Origin of the sequence: Sphingobacterium bovistauri (assembly GCF_020295405.1) — a bacterium.
Lineage (GTDB): Bacteria > Bacteroidota > Bacteroidia > Sphingobacteriales > Sphingobacteriaceae > Sphingobacterium > Sphingobacterium bovistauri.
Genome location: NZ_JADEYP010000038.1, coordinates 1 through 15,304, shown reverse-complemented (window position 1 = coordinate 15,304; position 15,304 = coordinate 1). Strand labels below are relative to the sequence as shown.

General features: G+C 35.0%; 13 protein-coding genes and 1 rRNA gene. 8 read left to right on the top strand and 6 right to left on the bottom strand.

The window, feature by feature from the left end; translation table 11 throughout:
• Positions 1–55: 55 nt before the first annotated feature.
• From IPZ78_RS15695 to IPZ78_RS15675, 5 genes are all read right to left on the bottom strand, one after another.
• Entirely contained in the window at positions 56–598 is a 543-nt protein-coding gene (locus IPZ78_RS15695) for an NUDIX hydrolase (RefSeq protein ID WP_225554938.1), read from the bottom strand.
• A 6-nt stretch (positions 599–604) separates the two neighbouring features.
• On the bottom strand, positions 605–2,341 hold the full coding sequence (locus tag IPZ78_RS15690; RefSeq protein WP_225554937.1) for a phospho-sugar mutase: 1,737 nt from the start codon (positions 2,339–2,341) through the stop codon (positions 605–607).
• A gap of 89 nt (positions 2,342–2,430) precedes the next feature.
• Entirely contained in the window at positions 2,431–3,069 is a 639-nt protein-coding gene (locus tag IPZ78_RS15685; RefSeq protein WP_225554936.1) for a hypothetical protein, read from the bottom strand.
• Between the two features lies 1 nt (position 3,070).
• Entirely contained in the window at positions 3,071–3,940 is an 870-nt protein-coding gene (locus IPZ78_RS15680; RefSeq protein ID WP_225554935.1) for an SDR family oxidoreductase, read from the bottom strand.
• A 1-nt stretch (position 3,941) separates the two neighbouring features.
• Positions 3,942–4,709 carry an enoyl-CoA hydratase/isomerase family protein gene (locus tag IPZ78_RS15675; protein ID WP_225554934.1) on the bottom strand — a complete coding sequence of 256 codons (768 nt, stop codon included), beginning with the start codon at positions 4,707–4,709 and terminating at the stop codon, positions 3,942–3,944.
• Positions 4,710–4,913: 204 nt separating this feature from the next.
• Between IPZ78_RS15675 and IPZ78_RS15670 the strand changes: the two genes are divergently transcribed.
• From IPZ78_RS15670 to IPZ78_RS15635, 8 genes are all read left to right on the top strand, one after another.
• Positions 4,914–5,465: a sigma-70 family RNA polymerase sigma factor gene (locus IPZ78_RS15670; protein ID WP_225554933.1), complete on the top strand. Its 552-nt coding sequence runs from the start codon at positions 4,914–4,916 to the stop codon at positions 5,463–5,465.
• 57 nt (positions 5,466–5,522) lie between these two features.
• On the top strand, positions 5,523–6,299 hold the full coding sequence (locus IPZ78_RS15665; RefSeq protein ID WP_225554932.1) for a hypothetical protein: 777 nt from the start codon (positions 5,523–5,525) through the stop codon (positions 6,297–6,299).
• A gap of 171 nt (positions 6,300–6,470) precedes the next feature.
• Positions 6,471–9,476 carry a SusC/RagA family TonB-linked outer membrane protein gene (locus IPZ78_RS15660; RefSeq protein ID WP_225554931.1) on the top strand — a complete coding sequence of 1,002 codons (3,006 nt, stop codon included), beginning with the start codon at positions 6,471–6,473 and terminating at the stop codon, positions 9,474–9,476.
• Positions 9,477–9,478: 2 nt separating this feature from the next.
• A complete protein-coding gene (locus IPZ78_RS15655) occupies positions 9,479–10,912 on the top strand; it encodes a RagB/SusD family nutrient uptake outer membrane protein (protein WP_225554930.1) in 1,434 nt (477 codons plus the stop codon).
• Positions 10,913–10,917: 5 nt separating this feature from the next.
• Positions 10,918–11,673 (top strand): DUF4843 domain-containing protein, encoded by a 756-nt coding sequence (locus tag IPZ78_RS15650; protein ID WP_225554929.1) that lies wholly within the window; start codon positions 10,918–10,920, stop codon positions 11,671–11,673.
• A gap of 14 nt (positions 11,674–11,687) precedes the next feature.
• The gene (locus IPZ78_RS15645) at positions 11,688–13,253 is read left to right on the top strand and encodes a PKD-like family lipoprotein (protein WP_225554928.1); all 1,566 of its coding nucleotides are present in this window, start codon (positions 11,688–11,690) and stop codon (positions 13,251–13,253) included.
• A 20-nt stretch (positions 13,254–13,273) separates the two neighbouring features.
• Positions 13,274–14,422, top strand: coding sequence for a TlpA disulfide reductase family protein (locus tag IPZ78_RS15640; RefSeq protein WP_225554927.1), 1,149 nt, complete (start codon positions 13,274–13,276; stop codon positions 14,420–14,422).
• A 142-nt stretch (positions 14,423–14,564) separates the two neighbouring features.
• On the top strand, positions 14,565–15,083 hold the full coding sequence (locus IPZ78_RS15635) for an ExbD/TolR family protein (protein WP_225554926.1): 519 nt from the start codon (positions 14,565–14,567) through the stop codon (positions 15,081–15,083).
• A gap of 107 nt (positions 15,084–15,190) precedes the next feature.
• On the opposite strand, the gene rrf is transcribed toward IPZ78_RS15635, so the two are convergent.
• Positions 15,191–15,302 (bottom strand): 5S ribosomal RNA (gene rrf / locus IPZ78_RS15630).
• Between the last annotated feature and the right edge of the window lie 2 nt (positions 15,303–15,304).

The window sequence follows — 15,304 nt, the reverse complement described above, 5'->3', positions numbered from 1 at the left end:
AAAATGAGTTTAATAATTAGATTAACAACTAATTCAAAAAAAATGGGCTTACATTTTACAGTAAGCCCATTTTTTTGAAGGTATAAAATAGCGCTGAAGTATGCAGCGCTTGACCAAGCCTATTCTCAAATAAAAATTGTTTCGCTTCTTCTATAGACATCTCTACAACTTCAATATCTTCGGAATTGTCCAAATCTTGTTCCTGAACTTTCTTCCCTCCCTTTAATAGGTAGGTATATGTCAGATTACCACTTGTCGCTGGATTAGCGTACAATTCACAAATATATTCTATCGAATCAAACGCATAACCTGTTTCTTCTAGTAATTCTCGTCGCGCCGCTACCTCAGGTTCTTCTCCTTCTTCAACCACACCAGCCGGCAATTCAACCATTATCTGATTTGCACCATGACGATATTGCCTTACGAATAATATACTTTTCTCCTCCGTAATAGCGACCATATTTACCCAAGTCGGGTACTCTAATACATAATATTCATCCTTGATATTCCCGTTGGGCAATTCAAGTTTATCCACACGAAGTGTTGCCCATGGTCGTTGGACCAAATACTTGGAATCAAGGAGTTTCCATTTTTCCATAATTACTTATTTAACAATATCAGCCATAATATTCTCTACCTTTTCCTCTAATTTTGAAGATATTGTTTCATATTGAGAAGCGTCCAATAAAGACTCTTTTACGGAGCAATAGAACTTAATTTTCGGCTCAGTACCCGAAGGTCGTGCTGAGATAACATCACCATCTACCGTAATAAATTGTAATACATCAGATTTAGGTAAATCTATAACTGAAGTTTCACCAGAAATAACGTTAGTGGCTACTAAATTTTCATAATCGCGTATTTCTTTAACAGCTACTCCTCCAAGTGATTTTGGAGAGTTTGCGCGCAAGTCTATCATCATCTGTTTGATTTCATCTGCACCAGCCTTTCCTTTTTTAGTCAAAGAAATTAGTTTCTCTTTATAAAAACCGTATTTTCCATACAGCTCTACTAATACTTCATATAAAGATTTGCCTTGACTTTTGAAATAAGCTGTCATTTCTGCTATAAAAGCACATGAGTTCACCGCGTCTTTGTCGCGCACCAAATCACCAATTAGAAAACCGTAACTTTCTTCTCCACCTACCAAATAGTTCTCCTTACCTAACTCGCGAGTTATAACTTCACCGATATATTTGAAACCAGTAAGTGTATCGTAGTATTTCACGCCGAAACCAGTGCCTATATCACTAATTAAGTTGCTCGTAACAATAGTTTTAACGATATAATCGTTATCCTTTAATTCTCCTTTATCTTTCTTTGAAGAAAGCACGTAATAAGTCAACAAACTACCAATTTGATTCCCATTTATCAATTCATAGTCACCTTTAAGATTACGAACAGCCACTCCTACGCGATCTGCATCGGGGTCAGTAGCCATGATCACATCAGCACCAAGCTCTTGACCTCTCTTTTTAGCCATAGCCATAGCATCCTCCTCTTCAGGATTAGGATACACTACAGTGGGAAAATTCCCGTCGGGCTTTGCCTGCTCATCAACAACAATAACATTTGTAAAGCCCCAAGCCTCTAACATTTTAGGTACTACCGTGATTCCTGTACCATGAATAGGTGAAAACACAATTTTCAAATCCTTTTGAGCCTCAACTGCTGCTGGATTAATACTCAACCTCTTATTTGCCTGTATATAAATCTCATCAAACTCTTCCCCTACAATCGTAATATTAGAATCCACTCTATTGAATTTCACCTCGTTAACTGACTGTATTGCATTAACCTCTGCGATCACGTTGGTGTCATGTGGAGCCACTAATTGCCCTCCATCATTCCAGTATGCTTTATACCCATTATACTCTTTAGGATTATGCGAAGCTGTCAACATCACACCACTTTGACAATTAAAGTGTCTAACGGCAAAAGATAACATCGGAGTAGGACGCAAATTTTCAAACAGAAATACATGAATATCATTTGCTGAAAAAACATCGGCCACCAAATGTCCCAATGATTGAGAATTATTACGACTATCATACGAAACAGCAACTTTGATCTGTTGATTTGGGAATTGATTTTTCAAATAATTTGCCAAACCCTGAGTTGCTTTTCCAAGAGTATATTTATTTATTCTATTCGACCCTACCCCCATTATTCCTCGCAACCCTCCTGTTCCGAATTCTAATTCTTTGTAGAAAGAATCTAACAACTCTGTTTCCTCTTTGTTATCTATAAGCTGCTGCACTTTAGCAACCGTATCTTTATCATATTCTGTCGACAACCACTGATTAACACGTGATTGGGTGGCTTGGTCAAGATTACTCATACCTTAATTTTCTATTTACAACAACTAATTAACAATTTATTAAAAATAAGCTAAAATTACTATTACTAATCTTAATTTTATTAGAATATTTAGGCATCACAGCCTGCATATGCCCTATCCAATGTAGTTACATACCATGCACCTTTGTATTTTCGAACATGAAATATTAAAGGTATATCTGCTGTAATAATTACACGATAACTCTCTTTTTCGGCGACTTCTAATTTTATTAAATCATCTTCGGAAAACTTATCTTCTTCAAATTCATCTTCAAAGGCAGCAATATTCGACAATTGATTTGGATGAGAAGTAGTGTCACAGTAGAACCCCAAAATGTCCCATTTCTCAGTTCCACAATCATACGTTGGTAATTTATCGAATGCTAAGGCATAATCTGCCGAAAATTCTGGATAAGCATAAACTTCAGGAACTGGTTTTGAAAAATCTAGACTATCCACCTTAACAAAGGTATCAGCAGCTCCTGGACGATAGATAATATGTATTCCTAAATCTGGATGGAGAAGAGCATTCGCTTTTGCATTATCTTTACTTGCATATGCCCGAGCAAATCGGGTGATCACTTCGGCCAATTGATTCTGTTCATCAACAGTTACAGGTACAACCACCATTGCGGTATCCCTAGTTTGTTCTTTATCTGATTTCTTTACTTCATTACAACCTATCAATACTGATAATAGCAAAATAAAACCAATCCACTTATTAATCATACTACTTATTATTTTCTCGTATACTCTTTTCTATAAAATCCCACATTTCTGGAGAAACAGCCTCCATTCCATTCATCTGACCAGCTCCCTGTAACCACTCTCCTCCATCAATAGTAATTACTTCGCCATTGATATATCCCGCAAAGTCAGAGACTATAAATGCCGCCAAATTAGCTAACTCTTGATGTTCTCCCACACGCTTTAACGGAACTCGATTTTTAAAGTCAAATTTCTCTGCTAAATCCCCAGGCAGTAACCTGTCCCATGCTCCCTTCGTTGGGAATGGCCCTGGCGCAATAGCGTTAGTTCGTATTCCATATTTCCCCCACTCCACAGCCAATGATCGTGTCATCGTCAATACACCGCCCTTAGCTACTGCCGAAGGTACGACATACCCAGAACCTGTAAAAGCATAGGTCGTAATTATATTTAAAATATTGGCTTTTTTTTGACCTTCAATCCACTTTTTACCAAATGTCAATGTGCAATTTGCAGTACCTTTTAGTACAATATCAATTATTGTAGAAAATGCATTTGCAGAAAGTCGCTCTGTAGGAGATATAAAGTTTCCGGCAGCATTATTAACCAAAACATCAACAGCACCAAAAGCATCAACAGACTCTTTATATAACCTTTCGACATCATCAATATTCCGCACATCACAACTTACAGCTAGCACTGGATTCTTTGTACTCGCTTCTATTTCTTTTGCTGTAACCGTCAATACATCCAACTTACGACTAGTAATGACTACATTGGCTCCCAATTCAGAAAAATAGCTTGACATAGCCTTTCCTAATCCTGTTCCTCCACCAGTGACCACTATTGTTTTTCCCTTTAACGCGTCATCCCGCAATGCACCTTGTACCATATTATGACTTTTTTTGTGTTAAATTATCGATGATTGTTTTTAAGATAGCACGTGTGCTCGGTCGCCACCACTGCTCTAACACTTGGTTAATCGTTTCTGTTTGATCCTTTTGAAACTCTGCAATCAACTGCCTTCTAAAATTCAGTTTCGAAGTACGCCAAGCATTCTTTTCAAATTGAGTTAACGTTTTTATTTTTCGCATAGCTGCACTTTGAATACGATTAAAAGCTACTATTTCATCAACCAATCCTATTTCCTTTGCTTCCGATGGTTTAAAAAGTCTACCTTCTAGCAAACTACGGTATGCTGTACCATTTCCCAGCCAAAAACTATATAACTTAAAGATGCTTTCTGGCACTACAATACCAACTGGAACTTCATTCAGTCCAATGATGAAATCACCATCTGCCATTACTCTATAATCACAACAAATTCCCAATACACAGCCACCAGCTGGACTGTGCCCAGTAATTGCAGATACTGCTGGTTTAGGAAACGAAACTAATTTATATAACAATAAAATAAACGAACTCCAAAAGCTTTGCATTTGGTTCTCATCATATTGGTAAAGGGTGATTAAATCTAATCCAGACGTAAAGAAATTCTCCTTTCCGCTTAAGATCAATCCCTCTACCGATGGATTATTCTCAGCTTCTTCTACTGCATCAATCATCTCTTGAATCATTTCCAAATGCATGGCATTTGATTTACCACGATCTAGCATGATATGAAAAATGTGGTCGTCTATATGTGTTTTTATGAAGTTCATTAGCCTATAATTTTAAACAAAATAAGAAAAATTGAACAATTAATCGTGTAGTTAACTGAGAATTGGCATTTGAATATAATTTAAAATAAACGACTTTTTGGTTTTTATAGCAATCAATTAATAAATTAACAACAAAATCATTTAAAATTTTAAAAATGACAAATGATTTTATAATATTGTTGCAAAACACATCAACCTTAACTTATGAACCACAGTGATCAAAATGAATTTGACCTGCTTTATCTACTAAAAAACGGAGATGAAGAAGCCTTTTCGACACTGTACGATCAATATTCGAAGACATTGTGGAGATTTCTAGAAAAATACAACATATCCAGCCTAGATATAGAAGATTCCATCCAAACAACCTTCATAAAAGTTTGGGAAAATAGAAATACAATTGATCCTGACAAATCTTTTAAAAATTATTTGATTACGGTCGCCAAAAATGACATTTACAATAGGGTTAAAAGAAATATTATAGAACAAAAATATTTAAGTTACATAGTTCCCAAAGTAGACTCAATTGATAACACGAAAGAACTAAACATAATTTTATTACGAATTTTAGATAATTTGCCTGAGAAAAGAGCACAAGTATATAGAATGAGTCGTCTAGAAGGCTACAAAAATGAGGAGATAGCACGTGAATTGGGGATCTCAAAAAGCACTGTCGAAAATCACATTAATAATTCCAATTCTATCATCAAGAAAATCTTAAAAAACTTAGGTTTTGTCTTAGTACTATTTTTTTAAAATTCTTTTAGGTGCAAATACAATTCAAATTGTATAGTTTATAAAAGACGAAGAATTTTGAATAAACATCTACTCCATAAATATTTTAAAAACCAATGTACAGATTCTGAGAAAGAGTGTGTAGAAGAATGGATTTTGAATCAAGATAATAAATCTGCCTTTGAAAACTATATTGAAGAGACATGGAATGACTTCACCATTCATCCAAAACAGAAGAAGTATTCCCCAATCTTCAACTTCAGAAAATCTTCTGCATTAAAAATTGCCGCAAGTCTTATTATCACAGGTAGTTTAATTACATACGCTGTTTATTTATCAAGTGACATCAGTGTCTCCAATTCAGCTAATCAACAAGCTGTAAAAATCAATAAAACTATTGAGCAGAAACAATCTCAAAACACAATAGTAAAAATTGAGATTAGTTCGCCAAAAGAAACGAAAGATCCAAAGCCACGAAAGACACTGAGTCAATTTAAACCGTCAAATAATTTAGCAAAAGAAAAAACTGCAAATAAAGTTGAAAGCAAAGTCATGGCATCTAGAATTGGTCATCTTCAATTCAATGAAAAACTTTTGAGTGAATTAAGCTCTCAAATTGATTCAAATAAGCTTGTCCTTACAATGAATATGAAAGAAGAGCGGTTTGTAGAAATGTCCTCTTTGTTAAAATTGAAATATGGAATAATCTTGGAGCCAGTTCGAACTGGGGGAAATAAAAATATGTATGCCGCAAGATTTGAAAAAGTTAATATTCCTGAATTGTTGCAACTCATGGAGAGTAGTAAGGTATTATCATACAACTTGAATGATTCCTTATTGCAAATTAATCTTTGATACAATTGAGGGGTTGACTATCAAACCTTTGAAATAACAATAATTTACCTATAACCTAACTTTTAACTACTAATGAATAAGCAATTCCGATCGAGAGTCCGGAGAAGTGTGCTAGCAACAGCTCTGCTAACCTCTCTCTTAGCTCCTGAGCACCTCTTTAGTCAGGTTCCAATGTCACAAGTTAAAACGATTACAAAAATAGTTGGTGTGGTATTGGACGAAGAAAAGAAGCCTGTTCCTAATGTATCTGTAACAGTCAAGGGTGACGCTAAAACAGCTACATTAACGAACACAAAGGGAGAATTTATTATCACTCCAAATCAAGAAAATGCAACACTAATTTTTAAAAGTGTAGGCTATAATACACAAGAATTTCAGCTTTCTCCCAACATGAAGCTTCCTGTAGGTGTATTGATGACAGCAATGAATGAAAACATTGACGAAGTGGTGGTCACAGGCTATGCCAATCGTTCGAAAGAAAGTTTTACAGGTAGTGCTTCTACGTTTTCTAAACAAGATTTACTTCGTGTAGGAAATAAAAATGTATTACAAAGTTTACAGAATTTGGATCCATCTTTTGTACTATCAGAAAATCTGTCTTTAGGTTCAAATCCGAATGCACTACCAGATATTCAATTACGTGGACAAACAGGCTTGGATGATATTCGGGGAGAATATTCAGGAAATCCAAATGAGCCCTTATTTATATTAGATGGTTTTGAAGCCAATTTGCAGAAAATATTTGATTTAGATATGAATCGTATTGCTTCTGTAACAATTCTTAGGGATGCTGCAGCAAAAGCGATATATGGTTCTAAAGCAGCAAATGGTGTCGTTATTATAGAAACTATTGTGCCTGCAGAAGGAGCGATGCGCGTATCCTATAATGCAAACTTCAATGTTGAAGCTCCTGATTTATCCTCTTACAGTTTAGCAAATGCAAGAGAAAAACTACAAGTTGAATTGAATGCAGGAAGATATACATCAACACAGCCTGTTACTCAACAGCATTTGAGAGAACAATATAATGCCATTTTAGCAGATGTAGAATCTGGAGTAGACACCTATTGGTTAGCGCAACCTCTTCGTACAGGGTTAGGAAATAAGCACACCCTAATGTTAGAGGGGGGAACATCAGCTCTCCGATATGTTGCGGACTTTACATACAACAACAACATCGGTGTCATGAAAGGTTCAAATAGACAGAATACTGGTGGGTCAATAAACCTTTCATATCGTAGTGGAAAATTCAATTTTCGAAATATTTTAAGTGTTAATTTCAATGCTTCTAATAATTCACCTTATGGCAATTTCTCAGAATACAGCTCATTAAATCCATATTTTTCTTCTTATGATGAATATGGAAATATAAAAAAAATGTTAGGTAACTTCACCGCAAGTGCAAGTGCTAATCCATTCTATTATTACAACCCGCTGTACAATGCAACCTTACAAACAAAGAATTTCTCTAAATACAACGAAATAACGGAGAATTTCTATGCAGAATGGCAAGCTAATAAAGCGCTTCGCTTAACTGCTCGTGTAGGATTTACATTTAACGGCAATAATTCTGAAGTATTCCTACCTGGTGATCACACCTCCTTTGCAACTTGGACTGGCGAAAATTACTTCAAGCGTGGATCGTACTACATGAGTGACGGCCAAAGTACTTCATTAAGTTCGGATATATTTGCGAACTATTCTAAACAAATCGGTAAACATCAAATCTTCGTAAACGCAGGCTGGAATTTAGCTTCATTTGATAGTGAATCACACGGTATGCGTGCATGGGGATTCTTGAATAGTCGTGTGGACTTTATCACTTTTGCCAAGCAATACGAGGAAAATGGAGTTCCGACTGGATCTGAAAGCTTAAAACATGAGGTGGGATTTATCTCATTTGGTAATTATTCTTACGACAATCGGTACTTAGCGGATATAAGTTTCCGAACAAATGCATCATCAGTATTTGGCGCTAATAATCGTTGGGGTAATTTTTGGTCATTCGGTCTAGGTTGGAATATTCACAATGAAAGGTTCCTAGCAAACAATCCTGTGATTAATCAATTCAAACTACGTAGTTCAATTGGATCAACAGGAAGCCAAAACTTCAATCCTTACCAAGCGATGGCAACCTACTCATTCTTTAACCAAAGTACTTATGATAATATCGCAGGAGCTTATCTAAAGGCTTTGGCCAATGATAACTTGAAATGGCAAGAAAAACTTGACTATAACTTGGGTACCGATTTTCGCTTATTCAACAGGATCAATGCACGGTTTGAATATTATATAAGTAATACGAATAATCTATTGACAGATTTTACATTACCTCCATCTACAGGGTTTGCTTCATACAAAGAAAATTTGGGTAAAGTACAAAACAAAGGTTTCGAAGGATCATTAAACTATACCGTGTATAGCAATCCCAAATCACAATCTTACTTCTCAATTTTTGGAAATTTTGCGACCAACAGAAACAAATTACTAACTATATCCGACGCACTTAAACAAGTTAATAAAGAACAGGATGACCTAGGAGCTGAGCAAACTGTAAATCTGCCAAAAATTCGATATGAAGAAGGCAAATCTACCAATGCAATATGGGCTGTGCCTTCATTAGGTATCGATCCAATAACAGGTCGCGAATTATTCTTGAAAAAAGATGGTAAGCAAACTTATGTTTGGAATGCGGATGATCAGATTGCTGTAGGAGTTACAGACCCCAAACTTAGAGGAAACCTTGGGTTCAATATGGAGTACAAAGGTTGGGGGTTAAGCACTTCGTTAAGATATACCATTGGCGAAGATCATTACAATTCTACACTAATTAACAGAATTGAGAATGTTAATGTAGCATACAATGTAGACACGCGCGTACTGAATGATACATGGCTAAACCCAGGTGATCAAGCATTCTTCAAACGCATTACAGCGACACCGACCAAGACAAATCCTACTTCTAGATTTTTACAAAAGAAATCTGACTTGACATTATCTTCAATAAACGCATATTATGATTTCAAATGGAAGAATCTAAGCAGGTATCATCTTAAAAATCTAAAACTTGGATTATACATGACTGAAGCATTTGTGTTGTCTACGATCAGAACGGAGCGTGGTACAGACTATCCTTTCGCAAGAACGTTTTCTTTCACCCTTCAAACAACATTTTAATCATGATCAAGCATAAATTTATATATATAATTGTTGCAGCAGGTCTTCTGATGACTACAAGCTGCGAAAAATGGCTCGACGTAGAACCTAAATCACAAGTGAAGGCAAACGAACTATTTGACACTGAAGATGGATTCAAGGAAGCGTTAGCCGGTGTGTATACAATTCTTACAGAAAAAGCATTGTACGGACGAGAGATGACTTACGGAATGATGGGGGTACTATCTCACGAATGGACTAGTTACTCTACTTCATATAAAGATGATAGTGAACACAACTACCTATCCATTTTGACACGAAACAGAATCGACGCGATATGGAGTAATATGTACAAAGCTATTGCGAATACGAATATGATTCTAGAGAATATAGATTCAAAAAATGTATTTAAAGCAGATAATAAAGCCATTATAAAAGGAGAAGCTCTTGCTTTGCGTGCTTTTATCCATTTTGATTTGGTACGCTTGTTTGGGGTTAATTATACGACTAATTCTTCACAGCGAGCCATTCCTTATGTTGAATTATATACGTCTAAACAAACCAAACAATACACGGTCAATGAAATAATAGATAAAGTTATTGCTGATTTAGAATCAGCTAAAGAGTTATTAAAAGTTGATCCAATCTTCACTGGTAAAACAATTACTGAGGCTAATGATCGTGGATACCTTCTTAATCGCCAATTACATTTGAATTATTATGCTGTAGAAGCATTACTTGCTAGAGTCTACCTATATAAAGGTGATTATACAAATGCACAAAAATATGCTGAAAATGTATTGAAAGCGCAAAAATTTGGGTTCTCTACACAAAAAAACATTGCAGACAAGGTCGATTTATCTGGAGCACCTGAACAGATCTTCGCTTTGCAAATAAACACTCTGCATCAAGATGCAGTAAATCACCTTACTCCAAATGGCGATGGACCAATATTCTCATTAAGCGCGACTGTAGCTGAAACATATTTCGGAGCAGAATTCTCAAATGATTATCGTTATTTATATTTATTAGAAAATGGTACCGGCGCTAATGCAACTCAAAAATATACATTAAAATATACTGAACCTACAGTTCCAAATACCATTACTAATCCAGAATACTTCCGCCAAAAGATGCCAATCATCATGTTAAGCGAGTTGTATTTTATCTTAGGAGAATGCGCAAATCAAAATGGTTCTGATGCATTAGTGCATATCAATCCTGTTTTGGCAGCCAGAGGAATCAATACCCTTACTAACTATAATGATTTCAGAACGCTAATGACTAACGAATTCCGTAAAGAATTTTTAGCAACAGGTCAATTATTCTTTTATTACAAACGTATCAATCAAGAGCGTATTCAGAACTATGCTGAGAATTTAGTAACAAATAAAAGTTATACATTTCCTATTCCAGAAACAGAATATGAATTCGCAGACCGTTTACCTAATAAATAGTTAACATGAAATTTTTAAAATTTATTGCAATATTAACTGCATTCATTCAATATAGTTGTTCAGAAAATGAGGATCTACTTTTTAAGCAGAACAAAACAGACATAAATGTTTGGTTAGGTCAATTGAATGCTCCTATAGATAGTGGTAATTTCAACTTTTCTCACATTGTTGACAGCAAAGATTCATTGATGTTTAACTATAGACTTCTTGGATATCCTTTAACTAGCGATCTAGAGTTCGAATTGGAGGCTTTCGAAGGTAACTTGGATGACGTTCAATTTGAATTTAGCAAGTATGTAATTAATGCTGGAGAATATCAAGGTAGATTTCCGATTTATTTCTTAAAACCAGAGAACTTCAATCATTTTAAAGAAAACGCTGGTAAAATTAAATTTCGTATTAAGGAAACTGATAACATAAAGTCCGGGGCACTTGAATTGAGCACATTAACTGTAATACTCCAGAATGGTTTAGTTATCCCAGCACATTGGCAGACAGCGCCATTGTATTACTTAAGTCTTAGCCGATACTTTGGTACTTATAGTGCTGTCAAACATTCGCTGTTGATACAATTAAGTGGCAAAACAGAATTCAGAATTTATTCTAATCGAAATGCTACCATAAATGATACTGAAGCAATGAGTATCGCTGAAGCTACAAACTATAAAGACTTAGGGAAAAATTATTTAATAGAATATAAAAAAGCCAATAATAATCGAGGTCTTTTGGACGAGAATGGTCTTGAAGTTACTTTTCCTTAAAATCGAATAATATTATGAAAAAATATATAACACTCTTATTACATTTAATCATTGCAGTATCTGCATTAAATTCATGTTATAAAGACAAGGGGAACTACGACTATATTGCTCTGGATAAAGTTGTTGTCGATACAAGCAACCGAGGTATCAAAGAAATATATTCAATAGAGAGGTACGATACACTTCAAATCCAGCCTAAACTAATTATCAATGACCAAGAAATTATCAATCTGGAAAGTATCAAAGATAAATATGCTTTCTCTTGGAGCATTTTTCAAATAACAACTGGTGGTACTATATATTCGCGAGATACATTATCTAATGAATTTACACTAGACAAGCCTATTACCAAAGGTTCTGGTACTTGGAATCTAGTTTTGACAGTTAAGAATTTGAATACTCAAGTTGAAGCGTATCAAAAATTTCAAGTAGAGGTAAGCGAGGCTATATCAGATGGGTGGATTGTTCTATATGAAAAAGATGGGTATTCTGATGTTGGACTAATCGTTGATGAACGTATTAAATTAGGTGCAACAAGAACTAGGGTATTAACAGATTTAATCAAAAATTCTAATGGTAAATCGTTAGAGGGCAAACCGGTTGCTGTACTCCATTCTGCTACTGCACTGAACTCAAGAGAAGTACTTGTCGCATCAGAGAAAAATATTCAAGCCTATAATCATACTGACTTTACTGTACTATTTGACTATACCAAACTATTCTACAATGCTCCAATAAATAGATCAATTAGTGGCCTAACAACAAATAACTCGCGTAGAGAAGTCATAATAAATAACAACAAAATTCATGTCGCGAATTTTGTTTTAGGAAATGCGTTAGATCGAAGTGTCTATTTTGGTCCATCACTATCTGGCGATTACGGGAATTTAGCCCCGTGGAATCCAAAATTTGTCGCTCAAGGATATGACGCAGTAGCCTATGACGCTACTAATAAAAAATTTCTATATTCCGTAAGCGGATCAATGATGGTTAATAATTTACCGAATCAATCTCTTGCAGCTGAATGGAATCCTAGTGATGTAGGGTTAGACTTTGTGGCATCAGATTATGGCTTTCCAAATACACCATTAGCCAATGAGTATATGATTATGAGAAACAGCTCGAATACATATTTGTTAACCGCAAACTTTGCATCACCTGTTGCATCAGCTATTGCACAGAAAAAATACGATATGACTTCGCTTCCTGAATCTAATCATATCAACACTATGGCTGCATCCTCTACAGGGGCATACATTGTATATGGTGCTTCAAATAATCTCTATGCATACAGATACCAAATTAACAATGTAGGTAAAGTCTGGTCTGCACCCAATGGTGAAGAAATTACTTCTGTCAAATTTCTAAAGTTTTATCATACTGCTGTCAATATGGTTAAACTAACACCACTTGGAGTAAATCAATACATATATATATCTACATACAATCAAACAACTAAAGAAGGTAAAGTCTACAATTTAAAAATTGATATAACTAACGGTACAATAACATCAAACACACAGAAAGAGTATTCTGGATTTGGAAAAATTGTAGATATGGGATATAAGTGGAATTTGTAATTATTTAATAACTATTATACATGAAAAACATCAAATTATTTGCTCTATTATTTATAATAATTCCATTTTTTGGAATTGCACAGGGGAAAAAGGTTTCTATTCAAGGTGAATTCAAAAATATCAAAGGAGATTTTGACAAACTATATCTATTTTACAAATTCGACGGTAAGCAATTCTTAGACAGTGCTCGATTAGATAAAGGTAAATATAAATTCGAATTTGACCTTGAAGAACCAAACGCATTGGTTAGAATTATTGTTTTCAAAGCTATACCTGGACGTCCTGGCGCTGGAATTAGCAACCCCTCTAATACCGCTTCAATATACATCGAACCTGGAAAAATTAAATTATCAAGCGAAGAGACATTTTCCAACATAAAAGTAACGGGATCAAAAAGTCACTTTGAATACGAAAAATTGAATACTCTAGCCTCGCAATACCAAGAGCAATTAATGACATTAATGCGCAAAACTCAAGATAAAAACTTATCTGAAGATTCAAAAAAACAATTACAGTCAGAAATTAGAACGAAACAGTTAGAGTTAAAAAACGAAGTATATTTAAAGTACCTTAACGAAAACCCCGAGTCTCCTATGTTGTTTTATGCATTACAACGTTATGGGGGAAATTCTCGTGAGGACTTGACTAAAACACTTGAACTTTATAAAAAACTACCTACAGACCAACAAAATTCAGCAGAAGGCACAGCTTTCTATAAACGTGTACAGGGACAATTAGCAATTACAATTGGTAGCATGGCTCCTGACTTCGCCCAACATACACCTGATGGTCAATTAGTCGCATTATCATCTACTCGAGGTAAGTATGTATTATTAGATTTTTGGGCAAGTTGGTGTGGACCATGTCGTAAGGAAAATCCTCACGTTGTTAGTGCATACGAGAAATTCAAAGACAAAGGATTTACCGTATTCGGTGTCTCTCTAGATCGAGAATCTCAGAAACAAGCATGGATTAAAGCGATCAAAGACGATGGATTAGAAAAATGGACCAACGTGTCAGATCTAAAATTCTGGAGCAACGAAGCTGCGTTAAAATACGGTGTTACAGGAATTCCACAGAATTACTTAATTGATCCTTCTGGTAAAATTATCGCTAAAAATCTGAGGGGAGAAGAGCTACACAAGACTTTAGAGCAAATACTAAAATAAGATATACCTAAATACCTAAACCTATGTTTAATGCCCTTATCATTTTGATAGGGGCATTTTTATTTTAATAATTTATGGAAATAAACAACAATCAACATCATTAAAATAGATTACCATTTTAACAAACTTAAATAATAGGACCATGGCTGAATTAAATGAAAAAACAAACTCAAGTGTCAACAAAAAAATCAGAACACGTAAAGTAGCTCCTAAAGTAGACTTAACAGCTATGGTAGACTTAGCCTTCTTGCTTATTACATTCTTTATGTTGACCACATCCCTTAATAAACCAAATACCTTAGATGTAGCTGTACCTGACAAAAATATGGATAGACCTGTAGATATGGATGAAAAGAGAATAGTCAATCTAATCATCTATGAGAATGCATATTCGATTATTTATGGAAATATGTCAAGCCCCATCCAAATCATTGAAAGCATTGACACAAAACGACATTCCCTTAAAAACCATTTAATAGAACTAAATAATAAAGTCAAATTAAATACAGCCGATAAGAATACTATTGTCATAATTAAGCCTACTAACGACGCATTTACAAAAAATATTATAGATTGCTTTGACGAAATAAGATCCGCAAAGATAGAGCACTATATGTTAAGTAAATTAAGTGCTGAAGAAAAGCTAACCCTACACTTGTAGAAAACATTTACATGTTACGATCCTTACAATCAATTACAGAAAAGTGTATAACGTAAAAAAGCCTTAGTACGATTGTACTAAGGCTTTAGTTTTTATTATTGAATAAAAGAAGGCACCGACCTACTCTCCCACCTGTTACGGCAATACCATCGGCTCGGGTGGGCTTAACTGCTCTGTTCGGAATGGGAAGAGGTGAACACCACCGATATAGGCACCCAAAG

Coding starts and splice junctions, on each gene's coding strand:
- IPZ78_RS15680 (WP_225554935.1), bottom strand. CDS start 3,940: ATGGTACAAGGTGCATTGCGGGATGACGCGTTAAAGGGAAAAACAATA.
- IPZ78_RS15675 (WP_225554934.1), bottom strand. CDS start 4,709: ATGAACTTCATAAAAACACATATAGACGACCACATTTTTCATATCATG.
- IPZ78_RS15695 (WP_225554938.1), bottom strand. CDS start 598: ATGGAAAAATGGAAACTCCTTGATTCCAAGTATTTGGTCCAACGACCA.
- IPZ78_RS15635 (WP_225554926.1), top strand. CDS start 14,565: ATGGCTGAATTAAATGAAAAAACAAACTCAAGTGTCAACAAAAAAATC.
- IPZ78_RS15685 (WP_225554936.1), bottom strand. CDS start 3,069: ATGATTAATAAGTGGATTGGTTTTATTTTGCTATTATCAGTATTGATA.
- IPZ78_RS15650 (WP_225554929.1), top strand. CDS start 10,918: ATGAAATTTTTAAAATTTATTGCAATATTAACTGCATTCATTCAATAT.
- IPZ78_RS15660 (WP_225554931.1), top strand. CDS start 6,471: ATGTCACAAGTTAAAACGATTACAAAAATAGTTGGTGTGGTATTGGAC.
- IPZ78_RS15670 (WP_225554933.1), top strand. CDS start 4,914: ATGAACCACAGTGATCAAAATGAATTTGACCTGCTTTATCTACTAAAA.
- IPZ78_RS15655 (WP_225554930.1), top strand. CDS start 9,479: ATGATCAAGCATAAATTTATATATATAATTGTTGCAGCAGGTCTTCTG.
- IPZ78_RS15690 (WP_225554937.1), bottom strand. CDS start 2,341: ATGAGTAATCTTGACCAAGCCACCCAATCACGTGTTAATCAGTGGTTG.
- IPZ78_RS15645 (WP_225554928.1), top strand. CDS start 11,688: ATGAAAAAATATATAACACTCTTATTACATTTAATCATTGCAGTATCT.
- IPZ78_RS15640 (WP_225554927.1), top strand. CDS start 13,274: ATGAAAAACATCAAATTATTTGCTCTATTATTTATAATAATTCCATTT.